We start from the raw sequence: 19,570 nt of genomic DNA, 5'->3' as shown, positions 1-19,570 counted from the left end.
TCTGTTCATGAGCGACTAAGACGAAAATTCTACCGTTTACTTATGAAATTAGAAAAACTCCATGGAAGAAGTGCCATGGAGTTTTAGATTTCAAAAAACTGAACGAGCGATGTATCATGATTATATTTTCAATAAGCGCGCGTTAATTGCCACGATTACTGTACTTAATGACATTAAAATAGCACCGACGGCTGGACTTAGAACGATTCCAAATTTATAAAGGGCTCCAGCCGCTAACGGGATTGCAATGATGTTGTATCCAGCAGCCCACCACAAATTTTGTGTCATTTTGCTATAGGTGGCTTTTGATAGTTTAATAATATTTACAACATCAAGCGGATTGCTTTTGACAAGAACGACATCAGCCGTTTCAATAGCTACATCAGTACCTGCACCAACAGCAATGCCTAAATCTGCTTTGGCAAGTGCAGGGGCATCATTAACGCCATCTCCCGTCATTGCTGTTCGTAGGTGCTCAACGTTTTGGATATGCTCGATTTTTTCGGATTTCTCGTGTGGCAGGATCTCTGCAAAAATTTCTTCCATTCCTAGTTGCCCACCTACATAATGCGCTACCTGTTCATTATCACCCGTAAGCATGATCGATTTGACATTCATTTCTTTTAACTGGTTGACTGCGTCTATAGCAGTTTCACGGATGATATCCGCAAGTGCAATCATACCGGCAAGTTTATTGTCAATCAACGTGAATACGACCGTTTTTCCTTCCGAAGACCACTCATCAAATTGGATTTGGTCGAATGTAAGGTTCAATTCTCTCACATAACTAGGACTGACGACCATAACCTGTTTTCCATCTACAACACCTTCCAGCCCTTTGCCTGTCAACGATTGAAAGTTTTCGACACGGTGAAGAGTAATGTCCATCTCTTCTGCTTTCCTAATGACACCTTTTGCGAGAGGATGTTGAGATTGTGCTTCCACTGCAGCGGCATATGAAATAACATCTTCTTCGCTGAAACCCTCAGAAGTGTGTATGTTAGTTACACCAAACTCACCTTTTGTTAGTGTCCCTGTTTTATCGAAAACGACTGCTTCGATATTTCGAGCTCCTTCAAACGCGGCTCGATTTCGTATCAGAAGTCCATTTTTAGATGCGATGGATGTTGACACCGCCACAACCAAAGGAGCTGCTAATCCTAAAGCATGCGGACAAGCGATGATTAGTACAGTAACCATTCTTTCCATTGCGAATGAAACGGAATAACCAAGCGAAATCCAGATAATGAACGTAATCAAGCCTGCAGCCAGTGCGCCGTAAAATAACCACTTTGCAGCACGATTGGCAAGGTCTTGTGCCCGTGATTTGGATTCTTGTGCTTCTTTAACTAATGTAATGACTTGTGAAAGGTACGTTTCACTACCGGTTTTCCTAACAGAAATGACCAGGGATCCTTCACCATTAATGGAACCACCAATTGCTTCGAGACCTGCTTCTTTTTCAACAGGAAGCGATTCACCTGTCAACATCGACTCGTCAATTGTCGATTTCCCTTCAAGTATCTGTCCGTCTACCGGCACCTTCTCGCCGGGCTTGACGAGTACATGATTCCCTTGTTTCAATTCGGTCACTTCAATTTCTGTAATAGTTCCATCCTCGTCAATCAGATGCGCAACAGATGGCATTAACTTGGCGAGCTCTTCCAATGCTTTAGAAGCGCCCATGACAGAACGCATTTCAATCCAGTGGCCAAGTAGCATAATATCTACAAGGGTAGCGAGTTCCCAGAAGAAATCATTTTCTGCAAAGCCGAAAACAGCAGCTGTACTATACACATAGGCAACGATGATGGCCAATGAAATAAGTGTCATCATGCCAGGATTTCGCTCTTTTAGTTCATCCTTAGCCCCCGTAAGAAATGGCCATCCTCCATAAAAGAATACAAATGTTGACAATGCGAATAAAATATACAAGTCTCCAGTGAAACGCCAGTTAACGCTAAGAAACATTTGAATCATCGGTGATAGCATTAAAATAGGGATTGTAACGATTAATGAAATGTAAAATCGCTTTTTAAAATCCTCAACCATATGTGCATGGTGATTATGATGCCCGCTATGCTGTTCGTGGGGATTTTGTTCATGCTGATTATGATGATGTTCCGATGAAATATGTTCCTCAGACGTAGGGTGATGATGTGAGTGATTTGACACATCATTACCTCCTTTCCTATGTTTAGTTTCGTATATGTCTTAACTATACCCATTAGATATGCAAGAATTATGCACATTTTACAAACGAGAATTCTAGCTTCACATTATTCATTTAGAGCCGTCGATTTGCTCAACGAACACATTTCCATAGTTTTGCAACTTTGTTGCACAAATTATGACGATTTGTAGACAAGCGATTACGTGCACAATTTTTTCATATCTTCTTGTTATGCTGGAATAGTACTAACTAAGAGAGGGGAAATAATCGATGGGTATAAAGATAAAGCTAGCTGCTGTAGCAATGAGCATATTGGTTATTAGCGGTTGTAGTAACAATAGTCAGTCGGATGACGAAAAGAATCATCCGACAATGAATCATAATATGGAGGAAATGGACCATTCCACTATGGGCGACATGATGGAAGGGCATATGAGTCATGACGAAGTAGTCCTGTTAAATGACTCAACAGGGGAAAATGAATTGAAAATCCCTACTTTGCTTTCACGAGATAATGAGGAAGATATCGTCTATACAGTGCGAGCACAAAAAGGAAAAACCGAAATAGTTGATGGAACAAAAACGAATACATACGGATACAACGGATCGTTTTTAGGACCGATGCTACGTTTTGAAAAGGGCGACACAGTAAAAATCAGAACGATAAATGAGCTCGATGAAGAAACAACTTTTCACTGGCATGGCCTTGAAGTAGCGGCAGATGCTGATGGCGGGCCACATGATGCGCTGCAACCAGGAGAGGAAAAAGTCATTGAATTTGAAGTGACACAAGAAGCGTCGACATTATGGTTTAATCCACATCCTCACGGCAAAACGTCCGAACAAGTATACAACGGTCTTGCAGGGCTAATTTATATTGATGATGAAAATTCGAAAAGTCTTCAATTACCAAATGTGTATGGTGAAAATGATGTCCCTCTAATCTTTCAAGATAGGGTGTTCGACGATGAAAACCAATTGAATTATAAATCAGTGATGAATGAGGACGGAACGATTGGTGATACGTTACTGATCAACGGAACGCTAAATCCGAAGTTAACTGTAAACAAAGAGAAAGTACGTCTTCGTCTATTAAATGGATCGAATGCACGGAACTATACTTTTAAGTTAAATACGGGAGACTCTTTTGTTCAAATCGCAACAGATGGCGGCTTCTTGAATGAGCCAGTCACTTTGAATGAAGTTACATTAACACCTTCCGAGCGAGCTGAGATTGTTGTGGACTTCTCAAAACTCGATAATGGAAGTGATCTTGCGTTAATCAACGAAGAAGGAACTATCCTATTGCCGTTTGAGCTGTCTGACGCAGGCGGAAAAGTTACAAAAGTTCCGGGAGTGATGAATGATTTTTCATTATCGGACGAAGAGATAAACTTGCCAGTGACAAAGAAGATTGAACTGTTCGGTATGATGAACATGGTTTCGATAAATGGAAAGAAGTTTGATCCGGAAAGAATTGACTTTACACAGCAGCAAGGGGTGACGGAAGTTTGGGAAATTTACAATAAACCGGATATGATGGGCGGAATGATTCATCCATTCCATATTCATGGCGCGCAATTTAAAATCATCTCTAGAAATGGAGAAACACCGCCGGAAAATGAGCGTGGTTGGAAGGACAGTATTTCGGTAGCACCCGATGAGACGGTGAAAATAGCGATTCAATTTAAGCATAAGGGTGTGTATATGTTCCATTGTCATATTCTTGAACATGAAGACAACGGTATGATGGGACAGGTGAAAGTCGAATAATAAAGATTGAATGGAGATAGAAAACGTGTAACAGCCAGTGTGAATTCGCTCACACTGGCTGTTTATAATGATTTATAGTCCACGCGAAGAAATAAGGACTTTTTAAGGAGATGTCCAAATTCCGTTTAAAGTTATTTATTCGGGGGAAATTTATACCGAATGAAAAAATAAGGAGATGATTCCATGAATACTAAATATGCAGATGCTCTAAAGATGATTTTGGAATGCTTGAAGGAATGCAATACTTGTTTCGATGCATGCCTAAAAGAAGATGATGTTAAGATGATGGCTGAGTGCATTCGATTGGACAGAGAATGTGCCGATGTTTGTGCTTTCGCTGCGCAAGCGGTCACTCGTAACAGCCCATTCACGAATAAAGTTTTAGAGCTTTGTGCTGAGGTTTGTGACCGTTGTGCACAAGCGTGTGAGAAGCATGAACATGACCATTGTAAACGTTGTGCAGCATCTTGCCGACAATGTGCGGAAACTTGTCGTCAAGCGGTGGCGTAAACGATGCTGAGAACTTGAAGTTATTCCGGAACACATAAATAATTACTGTAGAGACAGAGGTGCATGAAGCTAATGAAGAAACATCTATTTTTACTTAGTCTCGCGGCGGTTATCGGATTAAGTGGTTGTGGGAAAAATACAACCGGCGAGAAAAATGAGGACGTCAGTAATGAGCCACAACAAGAAGATATGGAAATGGATATGAACCATTCAGGTTCTGGTGAAGTTCCTGCAACGTTGAAAGTAGCTGAAAATCCAACGTATCCTGTTGGAAGTGAAGCAATTATAGAGACTGATCATATGCCAGGAATGAAAGGTGCAGTCGCAACCATTGTAGGTGCTTATGATACGACAGCCTACGCGATTACCTATACCCCTGTAACTGGCGGAGAGAAAGTTACCAATCATAAATGGGTAATTCAAGAAGAGATGAAGGATGCTGGTGATAGGACGTTGGAGCCGGGAGCTGAGGTCACTGTAGAGGCGGATCATATGAAAGGGATGGAAGGCGCAGAAGCTGTAATTGATTTGGCTGAAGATACGACAGTCTATATGATTGATTACACACCAACTTCTGGTGGCGAAGCAGTTACCAATCATAAATGGGTAACGGAAAGTGAACTGTCGGCGAAATAAAGAATTATAGCGGAGAAATTCCCTATATACTTGTAGTAATGAAACTGATCTTGGCTTCACACAGATACTTTTAGAATAGTGCAAGTTAAATTAGCAGTATGCATTCTCGGAAAGAGAAGGGTATACTGCTTTTTTGCTGTTAATGAACCTGTGTAAGTGCCATTCATGCTACTTCAACCGATTTAAGGTTATGCGTACAAGATGAATCAAGCTTTTTCCTACGATGTCTCCATTTCATTACTAATTGAAGTGAATAGACTGAAACGAATCAAACACAGCGTAATGAGTTCTTGTTTCCAGGATGGGGTATGCTAAACTATGATAGTTCGAATTGTAAAAAGTAAGGTGGAAAGCATATGAAAGACACGGAACATGAGCAAAAACAGGAAAGTTCGGATGCCGGAAAAAAGTGGGGACGTTTTAAAAAGCCTGTCCGCATACTATTCTTTGGGTTACTCATTGTAGCTATATCCGGCTTGATCCTCCTAAATATTTTTATTACGACTAGTGATGTAAGTAAACTTGAAGAACCCGAACCAAGACCGACGTTTATTTATGATGAAAACGGAGAGGTCGTTAGTAAAATTTCGAACTCGAACATTGAAGGTGTATCGCTAAACAATATGCCAAAAGAGTTGATTGACGCAGTCATTTCCGTTGAGGACCAACAATTTAACAAACATCGTGGCATTAACTACTTTGGGATTGCGCGTGCATTTACTGAGAACTTGTTCAAAGGGAAGGTTGTTGCGGGTGGAAGTACGATTACGCAACAGCTTACAAAGAATGTGTTTTTATCGCAAGAACGCACGTATTCGCGGAAATTCAAAGAATTCATATTGGCGAAAAAGATTGAGCGAACGTATTCAAAAGATGCCATTATGGAACGCTACCTCAATCAAATCTATTTTGGGGAAGGTGCCTGGGGAGTTCAACGCGCAGCGCACATCTATTTTGGAAAAGATGTAAGTGAGTTGACGTTAAGTGAAAGTGCGACATTAGCAGGAGTCATTAAAGCACCAACACATCTATCTCCTTATAAAAACATGGAAAAGTCAGTCGAACGACGCAATATTGTTTTAGCATTAATGAAAAGTGAAAAGTATATTAGTCAAGCGGAGTATGATGAAGCAATCGGACAAGACATTCATTTAGCGGATTCAACGAGGATGAATTATAGTGGGAAGTATCCATATTATATTGAACAAGTCGTTGAAGAGGCTATCAACACGTACAACTTAACGAAAAATGAAGTCCTCTCTGGCGGATTACATATCTACACAGCGATAAATCCTGTCATCCAAGAAGCGCTTGAAGAGGTCTATAACGATGATCGCAATTTTCCTGAAAGTACACCCGACCAACTCCTTCAAAGTGCTTCCGTTTTCTTGGATCCTAAAACGGGTGGAATATCTGCATTGGTTGGCGGCAGGGGAGAGTATACGTATGGACGGTTTAATAATGCGACAAAACTTATTAGACAACCTGGATCGACCTTAAAACCACTTGCCGTCTACACGGCTGCGCTCGAGCAAGGCTATCGAATTTCTGATTTGCTCGTTGATGAACCGATTGACATAGATGGGTATTCTCCAAAAAACTTCGATCGGCAATATAGAGGGCAAGTGACAATGTACGATGCCGTCGCTCAATCGTATAATATTCCTCCCGTTTGGCTTTTGCATAACATTGGGATTGAAAAAGGGGTTCAAGCCGTAGAACGGTTCGGCATCCCATTGGAAGAAAATGATCATACGCTTGGTCTCGCTTTAGGAGGCTTACACAAAGGAACGTCACCTTTACGAATGGCCCAAGCGTTTTCCGCATATCCAAACGATGGAGTTATGATGGAAGCCCATGCGATTGTAGAAATAAGAAATTCAGAAGGCGAAGTACTAGGGAAGTGGCGCGAACAGTCTACAGCTGTTACTGAAGCCGAAGTGGCCCAGCAAATGACATTTATGTTGAACGGAGCTGTCGAGGAAGGCACAGCGAAGAAAGCCCAAGTGTCAGGTTTAGAAGTGGCGGGTAAAACAGGTACTACCCAGTTACCATTTACAGGCGTGGATGGTTCAAAGGATCATTGGTTCGTCGGCTATACACCAGACATCGTAGGTGCAGTTTGGTTAGGGTATGATCAAACCGATGTCGACCACTATTTAACGTCGACTAGTAGTTTTACAGCACCGCCCATTTTTGCACAAGTCCTCTCACAATCAATGAGTGAATTGCCTACGAAGAAATTCGACTTGCCTTTCATCGCGGACTATAAAGAAGAGCTAGAGAAACAAAAGGAAAAGTTGAAAGATAAAGAACGTAAGGAAGAAAAGAAGAAAAAGAAACAGGAGAAGAAAGAAGCGAGAGAACAGAAAAAGAAAGAGAAGAAAGCCGAGAAGGAAAGGAGGAAAAAAGAGAAAGAAAACAAAAAACGTGAGAAAGAACAGAAGAAAGAAAAAAAGAAGAAAGAGAAAGATGACTAAAAGACGCATTAGTGGATGTAGAAAGAGAAGTTTAACTAAAGATAGAGTGCATCTGTAAGTTGGATGCACTCTTCTTTTTTTGCCAATTCTATTATAAATAAAAAACTCTACTGAATACTAAAATAGGGTGGACTCTATTTTCATTAGCCAGAACGCTATAATATCTACAGTACTGTAAGAGCTGTCACCGTACTTTTTGCTTCCTCATCCACTGCGTCGCGACCCACTTCTCGCCAACTTCAACAGGTGCTCCACCGTGTAACGTTAAATCATTCAACGTTGGATTGTCATAGAAATACTCGAAGTACACCGCCATCCCTTTACGAGGCGAAACAGAAAAGTTGAGGTGTGGGAAGAATGTCTCTCCGCCTTGTTCTACATCATTTAAATACATAACGAGTGTGCTAATCCGATTGTTTGTTACGCTGCTAGTTGAAGAGAAGAAGTCATGATGCGCTTTGTACTGCTGACCAGGCGTATACTGCAAAATTTGAAGCCCTTCGCCGTGTTCAATTGGTATATTCATAACGGTTGCGATTCTATTTTCGATTCTCGCAACAATGAGGTTTTCACTTTCTTCAATAAACATACTGCTACTTGTTCTTAACTGGTTTTCTTCGCGTGTTGTTCCGATTTTCGAACGTTTCATTTTATCCGAAGACAATCTGATCAGTTCATCGCATTCTTCATCGCTTAACATATTGCCTAAAACGACAATCAATGGCTCGTCTATTTTAGCGACGATGTCAATCGTCCTATCTGTCATAATCTTTTTTCCCACATGCGTAAATATCGTTTGCTCTTTATTTTCCGTTATCAACTTCGAACACCTCTTGGATTGTTTGATTTTCAAAACAAATACGTTCTTGAGCAATTAGGTATAGCTAATAACGGTTTTTTTTTACGGTTCACACTTCCTTTTGGAATTAAATTCAATTTAGTGTAGCATGCTAGATTAGTTGTCGTAAAATTTGAACGTATTGAGAGAGTCGGAAATTTGTGTGTGTTATACAGTGAATTGTAAAACGGGCTCTGTCAGCGGATACAACTTCCCTATATGTATCCTTTTAACGTTAACCACTCTATATACTAGATGACATGACTATGCATGGATGATGAAAAGGCGAGGGGGGAAATGCGCCGTCCTTCATCATTCGCCACCGTGAGCAGCTTCATAAAAAGTTATTAAGATAGGAGTGGAATAGTGAAACTGACTTGTCTAAGACTGGCACATTCATCAGTTCATTTGCGACACTGATAGAAAAATGCGACAAAAATAGTTGTGAACAACATATACGAGTAACATAAGGTCGATTCATCAAGTACGAATTTCTAACAAACGAATTAACAAAGTAGAATCAGCTCATAATCATTGTCAATTGGGGCTTTTGCAAACGAATCCGGAGCCACCTAACAAAGCAACTAACAAGCAAATAACAGGCAACTAACAACCAACTAACAACTAGTAAGAACTAGAAGAATGAAAAGAATAAAAGAAAAAATACTTCCTTACAGAAAGACAATGTGAATGATTGCGTGTTGGATTTGATGGGACTACTAGTGGACACCTTCCAAAGGACGTAAAGGTGAATAGATACGGATGTCAGAAGAAAGCAAGTCAAACAACCGATACAGCAAAGAAATGGATAGGTTAAGCAACAGGTTACATATAATACCTATGCCAAAACGAAATAAGAAAAGGAAGGGGAGTACTAATTGAGTAGTAAAAGCATAATGTCTTTGGCTGAAGCACTGTCAAAAGTGCCATATGATGTCGGAGTTGCTTTGGAAATAGCAAAGATGTCAAGAACATCACCAGAACTGTTACGATCCTTTAAGAAATGCTTAGTAAACATGCATGACTTTATCGAACTCGTTGAAGTTCAAACAAGAGAAAAATGAAATAAACGAGTTAGGGGCTACAATCAAAAACGGGTCCTTACTGGGAACCCGTTTTTTGATAGGCTATGATATGATCCAAATAATTCCCCATCCGATCTGCTAGCCCGACAGCGCCTAATTCTGTATAGATATGAATCGCTTTATGAATCATCGCGGTACCCCGTTCTTTTTCGCCCATTCGCAATTTATAGGCACCTTTCAGCTCCAACAAGTTCGCTCGTTCGAATAATTTATGTTCGGGAATCGATAAAGCGTTAAGATAGGAAAAGAACTCGTTCAATTCCGCTTGAAATCGCATTTCGTTTGTGAATTGATTGACAGGTCCTAATAGATACGTGATTGTATTCATGAGGATCGTACCAATGACTTCGTTCACCTTTTGAAACTCTTGGTACCGGATGCTTTTTTCGTATGCTGTCCGAGAAAGCTGAAGCACCATTTCTGTTTCGAGAAAAAACATCGTCGCATTATAGAGCATGAATTCATAATGCCCCCACACTTCTACGCCGAAGAAGTAATCTGCCAATCTTTGAATATCCTCTTTGTGTACTTCTTCATCCATCGCTTTGTTGTCGATGATACTTTCATACATTTGTAACATCAAAACATGATACTGGTACATCTCCACGCCAGATTGTTTCGAATTTTTCGTTTCCTGCTCTTTTAATTTCCTTAAGGCATCTTTGTCACCTCGCTTGTAGGCGTTGCCGATGGATTTGAAGAACTGTTCGAGCTGGCGTGGCTGAAACTCGTTATGCACGAACAAAAATTCATCAAAACTCATCATCAGTTTGTCTAACACTCTTGTAAACAGCCCAAGCGTTATATCGGAATCGCCGCGCTCAAATTTTGATAGAAATGAAATCGAGCAAATCCCATCTGCCACTACCTTCATTGTCAGTCCTTTTTGTTCCCGAATTTGTCGTACTGTTTCCCCGTAAGCTATCATCCATACCCCTCAATTCCACTATATGAAAATTAATGAATTCCTTTGGAAGATTCAATTTACAATAAAAATAAGATAATTCAATTATACATGAGGAGGCGGCTAAAATGGCTGAAGCAAAACATTATATTGTGAAAAACGGTACGATTATCGATGTGGAAAATGGGGGGGCTTTCATTGGGGCAATTGAAATTGAAGGGACAACGATAAAGAGGATTTACAAGGTGGTTGAAAATTTGCCAGAATCCATTCCGACAATCGATGCGACAGGCACTTATATCATCCCTGGTCTCATCGATATGCATTGTCATATCCGAGACCAGTTTGCACCCCATTTCTTAGCGTCAGGTGTGACGACCGTTCGGAATGCAGCGGGTAATGTATGGATGATTGAGGATTTGCTCGATGCGCCGTTAGATGCACCGACGCCTCGTGTCTTTTCGGCAGATCGGATGATCGACGGAGAACCAGGGCTGTGGGGGCCGACAAGTTTCGGGAACTTCGTTACAGAAGATCCTGAAGCAGCTCGACAAGAAGTGAGAAGACAGGCAGCCGCTGGTGTTCACTTCATTAAGATCTATGGCTTAGCCAATCGAGAAGTTATACAGGCAACAGTTGAAGAAGCGCGGAAATTCGATTTGGAAGTGGCTTGCGATTTGATTCATTCCCAAAAAGTAAGTGCGTTGGAAGCGGCGGAGTTAGGTGTTACGTGGTTCGAGCATGCTTCAGGGTTTGTGCAGGCACTCTATCCCGGCTGGTATCCAACTGCTGATCAAGCAGAATGGGGGCATATCGATTGGGATAGTCCTGACGAGCAAATGATCAAAGAACTTTGTGAGCAGATGCTACGATACAACGTGAAGCTCTGTCCGACGCTTGTCTGCATCGATCAGTCAATACAGTATCCAGACTTCTGGTATCCGGAAAATGCAGTTATAAATTCACTTGAAAATCATGATATTTTAATGAGCCATTGGCAGAGCATGGAAGGGGACATAGACGGCATTCAACAGCAACTTTGTCAGCAGCATACATTTACCAAACTTGTCGCGAAAACCTATTTTGAACTTGGCGGCACGGTTGTAGCGGGGACGGATACACCCGCGCTTCTCTACACTTTCCCTGGCATGGCGCTGCATCGAGAGTTGGAGCTGTTCAATGAAATCGGCATGACCGAAATGGAAACGCTACAGGCGGCGACAATCCATGCGGCCCGATCCATAAACCTTCAAAACATTGGAGCAATCAAAGAAGGGTACATCGCCGATCTCGTCGTGTTGAATGAAAATCCGCTTGAAGCGATCCAACATACGAAAGAAATCCAGTGCATTATAAAAGGCGGGAAACTGTATAGCCAAGAAGAAATCCTAAAGTATATTCCATCGAAAGAGGAATTGGAAAAGCAAATGGTGGAATTCGAAAAGAGATGGGAAGCTGAGATGGGGCTAGTAGATGTTAGCAATTAAAAAGTGTCCATTAAAGAACGTTAATCGAGCACTTTTTGGAAGGTTCAAACTTAGAGGTCAACAAGAGGAATGTATGTGTAAATAGATGATAGCAATTTCGTTGTTTACATCATTTTATATAGTCAAAGTGTGTCATACCCATGTGCAAATACATACCATAAATTAAGGGGGACATACAAACAACCACACTCGCTAACTGGGAGTCGCGAGTGTGGTAGCTGTTCTGGAAATCTTAAAGAATTTCCAACTGTACAATTAACGCTAGAAGAATTTGCAACAATAGCTGCAAGGAAACTGCTACATCGGTATCTACCGTTGTCACTTCGACATCGCGGGAATTCACGATAATCAATTTTTGACGATTGGTCTGCCGGATTTGTGCTCTTTCCATTAATTCAGCTGTCACACGCTCTGCTCTTGATGCATCTGCAATCGATATATGGATGACGATCGCAATTGCTACTTGAAGGGCAGCTTGCAGTGATACCGCGATTTGTGTATCAGTCGTGCTGACGCTAATGTTGCACGAGTCACGAATGACAATTAATTCGTTCGAGCTCTGGTCGATGTCCGAGTTTAGTTCAGCATCTGCCCCGGTGTGCGAGTTGACGTTTCTCGTTGAAGCAACAGGGTGCTCGGATTCACAATTCAAAGCAGACCAATTACTTCGTGAACGTGAATTGCAATACTCATATTCTGAATTATAATCATGGTGATTACTCATAGTTTATCCCTCCTCTCTCTTCTTATTACATGTTTCAATTTGCTGTTGACTTGGACAAACTATCTACTTGTTAACTCATTTTCTTATTTTCTCTCTTTCTCTTCCGCTCGATGAAGGCTTCCCTCAAAGGATTTACCGCTTGTCCCACAACATTTTCATCTGATTCAGTTGTTTTTTTGACAGTATTCGTTTCCAAAAACTCCTCTACTTGCGCTTTTAGTTTTTCAACTGTCGTTTTAAGTTGCGCGCGTTGTTCTTCTGTCACGCGTTTTTTCGTCTCTTGAATGTCTACATGATTCTTGGTCAATAAGTTAGCAACGAACAACTCCACAAATTGCTCAGACAAGTTTTGTACCTGTTCACTTGTTTTCTTTTCATCCACACAAATCACCTCCTTTTGCACTTACAAATATGTATACGCACGCAAATGAACTTTGCTAGGGCGACTATACTTGAGGGGAAGAAATACTTGATCCTAAGTAAGGGGAGCATGTGTTTTTTGTAAGGATGTTTCGGTACATAGTAAGTTATTTGAATTGAGCAAATCAATTCATCTTTGATTTCACAGCTGAATGCATATAAAATATACTTCTGTAGTTCTATTTATTTGCAGTTGAAGTATGAGCTTACATAAAGAAAACATGTTTTAGTGGAGGTTTAGTATGGATTATAGAATCATTAACAAGCAAGTATTTGAACAAGCACAGTTGCGTTCCGTTTCAGATGTAGCGTTCACTGAGGAGGAACTTCAAAACGGCATGAAATTAGCGGTTTCGAAAGAGGATAATACGTTAGAATTGTATTTAGTAGAGGTAGACGGTCAAAAGAAATTTGAAGTGCGTTGGGATGATTCGCAGGAGTATTTCACCGGCTGGTATTCCGCTTGGGAAAACTTCACTTGGTGCCTAAGCATCACTGGAAATTAACGTTTAGCGTACGTGTGCGGAAACGCATTGATTCAATAAACATCTGTCATCTCCATAGAAAAATAATAATTAAAACGAAGTATACTTTTGCCATAGCGGTGAGGGTATACTTTGTTTTAATTAGAGAATAAATGAAGAAGGAAATCATGCAGGGAGTTCAAGTAGTTCTATGGAAGTGGACTATTGAACATCATTACTTGAAAACGCTCTCTAAATATGTTGCAATAAAGAAATAATTAGAAAGGGGAAGTTTGATTGCATATTACAAAGGTATTTTGGTATTCGATAGTTATTTGTATAGCTATTGTAATTTGGGGATTTTTTGCCCCGGATGGTTTAAATGAGTCAACGGTATCTGCAACAGCCTTTATTTATGATTACTTTGGATGGTTTTACATATTTGTAATTATTGCTATGATTGGTTTTTGTATCTACTTTATGTTCTCTCGTTTCGGGAAGGTCAAGTTGGGAAAAGATAATGACGAACCCGAATTTAGTTTACTTGCATGGTTTGCTATGTTGTTTAGTGCGGGCATGGGCATTGGTCTTATGTTCTTTACAACAGCGGAAACCATTTCACATGCGTTCATCAGTTCGCCTAATGCAACCCCAGGGTCCGATGAGGCGATTATAGAATCCCTTCAATACGCGATGCTACACTGGGGACTCCATGGCTGGGGACTGTATAGTATTGTCGCGCTTGTTCTCGCTTACTTTAAATTTCGAGTGGGTGCGCCTGGTTTAATAAGCGCAACGCTTGAACCATTATTCGGCGAGAAAATTATGCGTGGTCCGGTTGGTCATATCGTAGATACGCTTGCGATTTTCGCAACAGTTGTCGGTGTTTCATCGACACTTGGATTTGGATCAGCACAAATTAACAGTGGATTGACGTATTTATTTAATGCACCTAAAACACTATGGTTCCAACTGATTATTCTCGGCGTTGCTACAGTCCTTTTTGTCATGTCAGCTTGGTCCGGAATTGGACGAGGCATCAAGTACTTGAGTACGGTCAACATACTCGTTGCATTTGTCCTCTTAGTCCTGTTGTTTATCGTCGGTCCGTCGACGTATATTTTAAATCTGTTTACAACATCGATTGGTAAATATGCGGGCAATTTTATTGAAATGAGTTTCGAATTAAAACCGATAAATGGTGATCAGCGGCAATGGATCAATGACTGGACGATATTTTATTGGGCATGGTGGATATCTTGGGCACCGTTCGTAGGCATGTTTATTGCACGTGTTTCCAAAGGTCGTACGATCAAGCAATTTATCGCTGGCGTATTACTGGCTCCTACACTCGTAACATTTATCTTTTTCTCCGTTTTTGGCGGGTCTGCATTATACTTAGAGCAAAATGGTATTGCCAAGCTCTCCACATTAGTTACAGAAACAGTCACATTCGGTATGTTTCAACATTATCCACTAGGAACAGTGTTGTCCTTCATTACGGTATTTGTTATTGCGATCTTCTTCATAACATCTGCGGATTCGGCAACTTTTGTACTAGGGATGTTTAGTACGGGTGGACAGTTAAACCCTTCAAATATTGTTAAAATCACTTGGGGATTAGCATTAGCTTTAATGGCTGCAATTGTCATGTACTCCGGAGGGATTAAAGGATTTCAAAATATGCTGATTATCTCGGCATTGCCGCTTTCCCTTATTGTCACTTTAATGGTCATATCGTTTTATAAAGTAATTCAAAAAAATGAATGATTTTGTATGAGTACTCCTGGAAGAGTTCTTAAAAAGTAGGAAAAATGAAGAAGGTGGGATTTACTTGAACCTATTAAATGTAAGAAAAGGTCAATTCGTTTATTATAACAACAAGCTCCATAAAGTGTATTCTGTGAAACCTTTTTTTAAGAAGTCCGTTCATCTTATACGCCTGGAAGATTTGGAACAAGAACTCGTAACGGCGAAAGAGATTTCATTGTATAAACCAAAACATTTAGATAGTTTTCTGTTCAATTACAAACGCTATACGCTTCACAAAGATGTTAAGGCTGAAGTGGGGGATTATATTTTAATTATCAACCCAAAGCCTGACTCACTCGATCATCACCATCTTCACGCGATCGAAATTGTATCAAAAATTGAAGCGAATGGTGTCATTAGTAATAAATCGAATGGCATCAAACATAACGAGTATTGGGTCATGGTAGCGGGTCGGGAAAACGGAGCTACAATCATTGATTCGGCTCAGCCAGATGACCATTATTCGATAGAGCACGAAGCATTAGAATTGGAAAGTCATTCACGCGAAACTTACATCCCTAAAATAGGGGATATTTTTCAGAAAAACACGAGTGATCCAGTCGTTCAAGCAATGGTTGTGGCGATTCAAGGCGACACCGTCTATTTAGGTGGAGGTATTGAAATCCATGTAAATCGATTGACGAAAGGTGATACGTGGAGTCTAATTACACGAATACCTGTGTAAATATAGTGATGGTGTCGTTGCGTATTAATTTTCAATTAAATGAGCAACAAAAAAGAGTGACAGGAGCTATTTGCTTCCTGTCACTCTTTTTGATGTAGAGGGCGTGGCTACCTATATCCATGCATATTGAGTGCTGCTCTATAACGGGCACTTTTCCTCAATCCAAATCCTGGTCCAACAACGGTACGATCAAACGTCTTACTTCATCCGTCGTCTTCGTACTCATTAATTCATTTCTCAGTTCACCCGCACCTCTAAATCCACGAATGTAAATTTTGAAGAAACGCAGAAGTGGTTTGAATGGACGCGGTTCCGTTTCTGTTGAATATTGATCGTGTAGATCTAGTTGCAAGAGCAGTAGGTTAAGGTATTCTTTCACACTATGTTCTCTCGGTTCCTTTTCAAATGCAAATGGATTTGTGAATACTCCGCGGCCAATCATAACACCGTCCACACCGTATTGCTCCACTAATTTCAAGCCGGTTGCACGGTCAGGTATATCTCCGTTGATCGTTAACAGTGTGTTTGGTGCAATTTCATCACGCAATTTCTTGATTTCAGGAATGAGTTCCCAGTGTGCATCCACTTTACTCATTTCCTTTTTCGTACGAAGGTGAATGGATAGATTGGCGATGTCCTGTTCGAAAATATGTCTGAGCCATTCGCGCCATTCGTCCACTTCGATGTAGCCAAGTCTCGTTTTGACGCTGACCGGTAATCCGCCGGCTTTTGCAGCTTGAATCAGTTCCGCTGCAACGTCTGGACGTCGTATTAAACCTGACCCTTTTCCTTTGGCCGCGACGTTTGGTACCGGACAACCCATGTTCAGGTCAATCCCGGCAAAACCGAGTTTTTTCATATCAATACTCATCTGCCTAAAGAATTCGGGTTTATCTCCCCAAATATGTGCGACAAGCGGTTGTTCGTCTTCTGTGAATGTGAGTCGTCCTCGCACACTGTCTCTTCCGTCTGGATGGCAGTAACTTTCGGTATTTGTGAATTCAGTGAAAAACACGTCAGGGCGACCTGCTTCAGAAATGACGTGACGGAATACTACATCTGTTACATCTTCCATTGGTGCTAATATAAAGAACGGCTTCGGTAAATTAAGCCAAAAATTTTCTTCGTTACTCATGTATGTTCCTCCTGTTGCAATCAATACAATCGTTGGTGGTCAATTGCAAAATCATCTGTCCATCAATGATTTTATCATGTTTTCCGTATAGATACACCCACGTTGTTCATTGTACGATCATCTCTCATCGAAAGAGATTCATTTCGGCTGGCATTCGTTTGTAAGATAGTGTCTTTACTGTTTCGGTTTCTTGCGTTAAAACATCGCATGCAAAAGAGGGGCATAGTGCTCCGCCACGCGACACGGTGACTTCTATCTATGTGTGAAAGTTTGTAGATGATACATCGTTTGCATCATTTGGTGTCATACTACCAACACTGTTAGGTGTTTTCATTATCACTTTACTTTACAGCCTCTTGCCATGGTAATAACAATTCTTCTGTTTTTGAGGATGTAAACGAGGGATTTCATAATGTTTAAATGAAAAGCCTTTGCCATTTGACTGAGAAACGAATAATATATGTAAGGAATAAAATAACGTTCGTCTTTTGGAGGGTTTTATCTTGTTTAATTTAAAAGAAAATCAGACATCTGCCAAGACTGAAGTAGTGGCAGGCTTTACGACTTTTTTCACGATGGTCTATATTATCGTTGTCAATCCGATTATTTTAAAAGATGCGGGTGTGCCATTTGACCAAGTTTTCACCGCGACGATTATTGCAACTGTCATCGGAACGTTATGGATGGCACTAGCTGCCAACTATCCGATTGCAATTGCGCCTGGGATGGGCATGAATGCGTATTTTGCCTATTCAGTCGTCGGAACAAATGGCATTACATATCAAACAGCATTTTCCGCTGTTTTCGTTGCAGGACTCTTATTCCTCATTTTATCGTTGACACCTTTTAGGAAAGTGTTGATCGAAGCCATTCCCGATAACTTGAAAAATGCCATAACCGCAGGGATTGGCTTATTTATCGCCTTTATTGGAATGAGGCAGGCAGGCATGATTGTTGCCCATCCTTCCAATCTTGTGGCGCTCGGTGATCTTCATTCACCAACTGTGCTTTTTGCTTTGCTCGGGTTGACGGTTACGATCATTCTAATGGCGTTGAAGGTGAACGGTGCACTATTCCTTGGAATGATTGTAACGGCGATTATAGCTGTATTCACAGGGCATCTATCATTTGACCAAGGATTTGTTCAAGTGCCATCACTCCCTGAAGGCCTCATTGTATCCAATCCTTTCACGGCATTCTCAGATGTATGGAGTCATATGCTGTTTCCAGTTGTGTTCTCGTTTCTAATGGTAACGATTTTTGACACGACGGGTGCGATGATTGGTGTGGCGAAGCAAGCAGGGTTAATGAAGGGCAATAAACTGCCGCGAGCACGTCAAGCTTTAATGGCGGATTCATTTGCAGCAACAGCGGGTTCCATGTTCGGGACAACCCCGACGACCGTTTATATTGAATCATCTGCTGGGGTAGCGGCAGGGGGACGGACGGGGCTGACTACGTTAACAGTTGCTATTCTGTTCATCGTCGCAGCGTTTTTCGGACCGCTTGTCAGCGCGGTTTCGGGATTATCTTCAATTACAGCACCTGCGTTAATCATTGTCGGGAGCTTGATGATGGGCGCCATCGCGGAAATCAAATGGAACGAGATTGACGAAGCTTTCCCGGCGTTCTTAATCATTTTGAGTATGCCATTAACGTCGAGCATTGCGACTGGGATTGCGCTCGGATTCGTTTCGCTTCCAATCTTGAAAGTAGTGACTGGGAAGTGGCGTGAAATTCATCCACTCATGTATGTATTTGCAGTATTGTTCTTCTACCAATTGGCGTTTTTGCCGCATTAATCATTCTAAAATTATATTATAGAAGATCGTTCGTTCATTTGGCATCCACTAGCAATGAAATAGAGACACAATTCTATTATGGATTGTTGCCTCTATTTTTTTGTTCGTATAGTATTGTTTGAACTGTTATCCTACTAAATACCATAAAGAATCATCTATGAATCGAAATAATCGCATTATCGGACGTGAAGTTGTTATGGTCGGCATACACGGGATTGTGGACTTTAAAGCTAAAGGTAATTCGTCACACATATTTTGTTTAGTACATAGGGTTTTTCTATGTTATTCTAAGGTGAACGATTAATGAATTGAAATTTTCAATTATTTAAAATCGGCCTACTTAGTAAATAATTATTTTATTTGTTGTCTGATATGATGGAGGAATAGGATGGATTAGGAAGAAGTCATGCCGCAACCAAGCTCTAAATGGCTTTGCTAGTACAATGGGAGTAGAAGTTTATGATTCAACAGAAGAGAAAATTCTTGCTAGTGGAGGCAGTGTAGTATTGTCCAAATATGCATTTTCAGGAATGGCATGGCAAGGGTATAATATTGACACGGAAGGTAATACTTTCGGGATCCATCAATCAGATACGAACGCCAAATAAAAATGGAAACTTTCAAAAGATGGATGATTTTTTA

General features: G+C 40.8%; 16 protein-coding genes and 1 pseudogene. 11 read left to right on the top strand and 6 right to left on the bottom strand.

What is annotated here, in order from left to right; all coding sequences use genetic code 11:
• Window positions 1-120: 120 nt before the first annotated feature.
• Window positions 121-2,175: a copper-translocating P-type ATPase gene (locus QWT69_RS11310; protein ID WP_317965743.1), complete on the bottom strand. Its 2,055-nt coding sequence runs from the start codon at window positions 2,173-2,175 to the stop codon at window positions 121-123.
• Between the two features lie 268 nt (window positions 2,176-2,443).
• Between QWT69_RS11310 and QWT69_RS11305 the strand changes: the two genes are divergently transcribed.
• The 4 genes from QWT69_RS11305 to QWT69_RS11290 all read left to right on the top strand — a co-directional run bounded on the left by QWT69_RS11305 (window position 2,444) and on the right by QWT69_RS11290 (window position 7,572).
• Complete coding sequence (locus tag QWT69_RS11305) at window positions 2,444-3,946, top strand: multicopper oxidase domain-containing protein (RefSeq protein ID WP_317965741.1); 1,503 nt, start codon at window positions 2,444-2,446, stop codon at window positions 3,944-3,946.
• Between the two features lie 183 nt (window positions 3,947-4,129).
• Entirely contained in the window at window positions 4,130-4,456 is a 327-nt protein-coding gene (locus QWT69_RS11300; RefSeq protein WP_317965739.1) for a four-helix bundle copper-binding protein, read from the top strand.
• A 72-nt stretch (window positions 4,457-4,528) separates the two neighbouring features.
• Window positions 4,529-5,092 (top strand): YdhK family protein, encoded by a 564-nt coding sequence (locus QWT69_RS11295; protein ID WP_317965737.1) that lies wholly within the window; start codon window positions 4,529-4,531, stop codon window positions 5,090-5,092.
• Between the two features lie 356 nt (window positions 5,093-5,448).
• Complete coding sequence (locus QWT69_RS11290; protein ID WP_317965735.1) at window positions 5,449-7,572, top strand: transglycosylase domain-containing protein; 2,124 nt, start codon at window positions 5,449-5,451, stop codon at window positions 7,570-7,572.
• A gap of 184 nt (window positions 7,573-7,756) precedes the next feature.
• Here QWT69_RS11290 and QWT69_RS11285 read toward each other — a convergent pair whose 3' ends face one another.
• Complete coding sequence (locus QWT69_RS11285; RefSeq protein WP_317971051.1) at window positions 7,757-8,338, bottom strand: 2OG-Fe(II) oxygenase; 582 nt, start codon at window positions 8,336-8,338, stop codon at window positions 7,757-7,759.
• Between the two features lie 950 nt (window positions 8,339-9,288).
• Between QWT69_RS11285 and QWT69_RS11280 the strand changes: the two genes are divergently transcribed.
• Entirely contained in the window at window positions 9,289-9,474 is a 186-nt protein-coding gene (locus QWT69_RS11280; RefSeq protein WP_317965733.1) for a hypothetical protein, read from the top strand.
• Window positions 9,475-9,511: 37 nt separating this feature from the next.
• Here QWT69_RS11280 and QWT69_RS11275 read toward each other — a convergent pair whose 3' ends face one another.
• On the bottom strand, window positions 9,512-10,423 hold the full coding sequence (locus tag QWT69_RS11275; RefSeq protein WP_317965731.1) for a helix-turn-helix domain-containing protein: 912 nt from the start codon (window positions 10,421-10,423) through the stop codon (window positions 9,512-9,514).
• A 104-nt stretch (window positions 10,424-10,527) separates the two neighbouring features.
• On the opposite strand from QWT69_RS11275, the gene QWT69_RS11270 reads away from it, so the two are divergent.
• On the top strand, window positions 10,528-11,886 hold the full coding sequence (locus QWT69_RS11270; RefSeq protein ID WP_317965729.1) for an amidohydrolase family protein: 1,359 nt from the start codon (window positions 10,528-10,530) through the stop codon (window positions 11,884-11,886).
• Window positions 11,887-12,118: 232 nt separating this feature from the next.
• Here QWT69_RS11270 and QWT69_RS11265 read toward each other — a convergent pair whose 3' ends face one another.
• Window positions 12,119-12,610 carry a spore coat protein gene (locus tag QWT69_RS11265; protein ID WP_317965727.1) on the bottom strand — a complete coding sequence of 164 codons (492 nt, stop codon included), beginning with the start codon at window positions 12,608-12,610 and terminating at the stop codon, window positions 12,119-12,121.
• Window positions 12,611-12,680: 70 nt separating this feature from the next.
• Complete coding sequence (locus tag QWT69_RS11260) at window positions 12,681-12,992, bottom strand: hypothetical protein (protein ID WP_317965725.1); 312 nt, start codon at window positions 12,990-12,992, stop codon at window positions 12,681-12,683.
• Between the two features lie 280 nt (window positions 12,993-13,272).
• Here QWT69_RS11260 and QWT69_RS11255 point away from each other — a divergent pair, with 280 nt between their 5' ends.
• The 3 genes from QWT69_RS11255 to QWT69_RS11245 all read left to right on the top strand — a co-directional run bounded on the left by QWT69_RS11255 (window position 13,273) and on the right by QWT69_RS11245 (window position 15,991).
• Entirely contained in the window at window positions 13,273-13,536 is a 264-nt protein-coding gene (locus tag QWT69_RS11255) for a hypothetical protein (RefSeq protein WP_317965723.1), read from the top strand.
• A 255-nt stretch (window positions 13,537-13,791) separates the two neighbouring features.
• Window positions 13,792-15,264 carry a BCCT family transporter gene (locus tag QWT69_RS11250; protein WP_317965721.1) on the top strand — a complete coding sequence of 491 codons (1,473 nt, stop codon included), beginning with the start codon at window positions 13,792-13,794 and terminating at the stop codon, window positions 15,262-15,264.
• Window positions 15,265-15,328: 64 nt separating this feature from the next.
• Window positions 15,329-15,991: a hypothetical protein gene (locus QWT69_RS11245; RefSeq protein ID WP_317965719.1), complete on the top strand. Its 663-nt coding sequence runs from the start codon at window positions 15,329-15,331 to the stop codon at window positions 15,989-15,991.
• A gap of 157 nt (window positions 15,992-16,148) precedes the next feature.
• Here QWT69_RS11245 and QWT69_RS11240 read toward each other — a convergent pair whose 3' ends face one another.
• Window positions 16,149-17,126 carry a tRNA dihydrouridine synthase gene (locus QWT69_RS11240; protein ID WP_317965717.1) on the bottom strand — a complete coding sequence of 326 codons (978 nt, stop codon included), beginning with the start codon at window positions 17,124-17,126 and terminating at the stop codon, window positions 16,149-16,151.
• A 503-nt stretch (window positions 17,127-17,629) separates the two neighbouring features.
• Between QWT69_RS11240 and QWT69_RS11235 the strand changes: the two genes are divergently transcribed.
• Together QWT69_RS11235 and QWT69_RS11230 are read left to right on the top strand one after the other, a co-directional pair.
• Window positions 17,630-18,928, top strand: a complete 1,299-nt coding sequence (locus QWT69_RS11235; RefSeq protein WP_317965715.1) for an NCS2 family permease — start codon at window positions 17,630-17,632, stop codon at window positions 18,926-18,928.
• 413 nt (window positions 18,929-19,341) lie between these two features.
• Window positions 19,342-19,536, top strand: a pseudogene (locus QWT69_RS11230) (VOC family protein); the annotation flags it as partial.
• Window positions 19,537-19,570: the final 34 nt, after the last annotated feature.

This window comes from Sporosarcina oncorhynchi (assembly GCF_033304615.1).
GTDB lineage: Bacteria > Bacillota > Bacilli > Bacillales_A > Planococcaceae > Sporosarcina > Sporosarcina oncorhynchi.
This window is presented reverse-complemented; position numbering and strand designations above follow the sequence as displayed.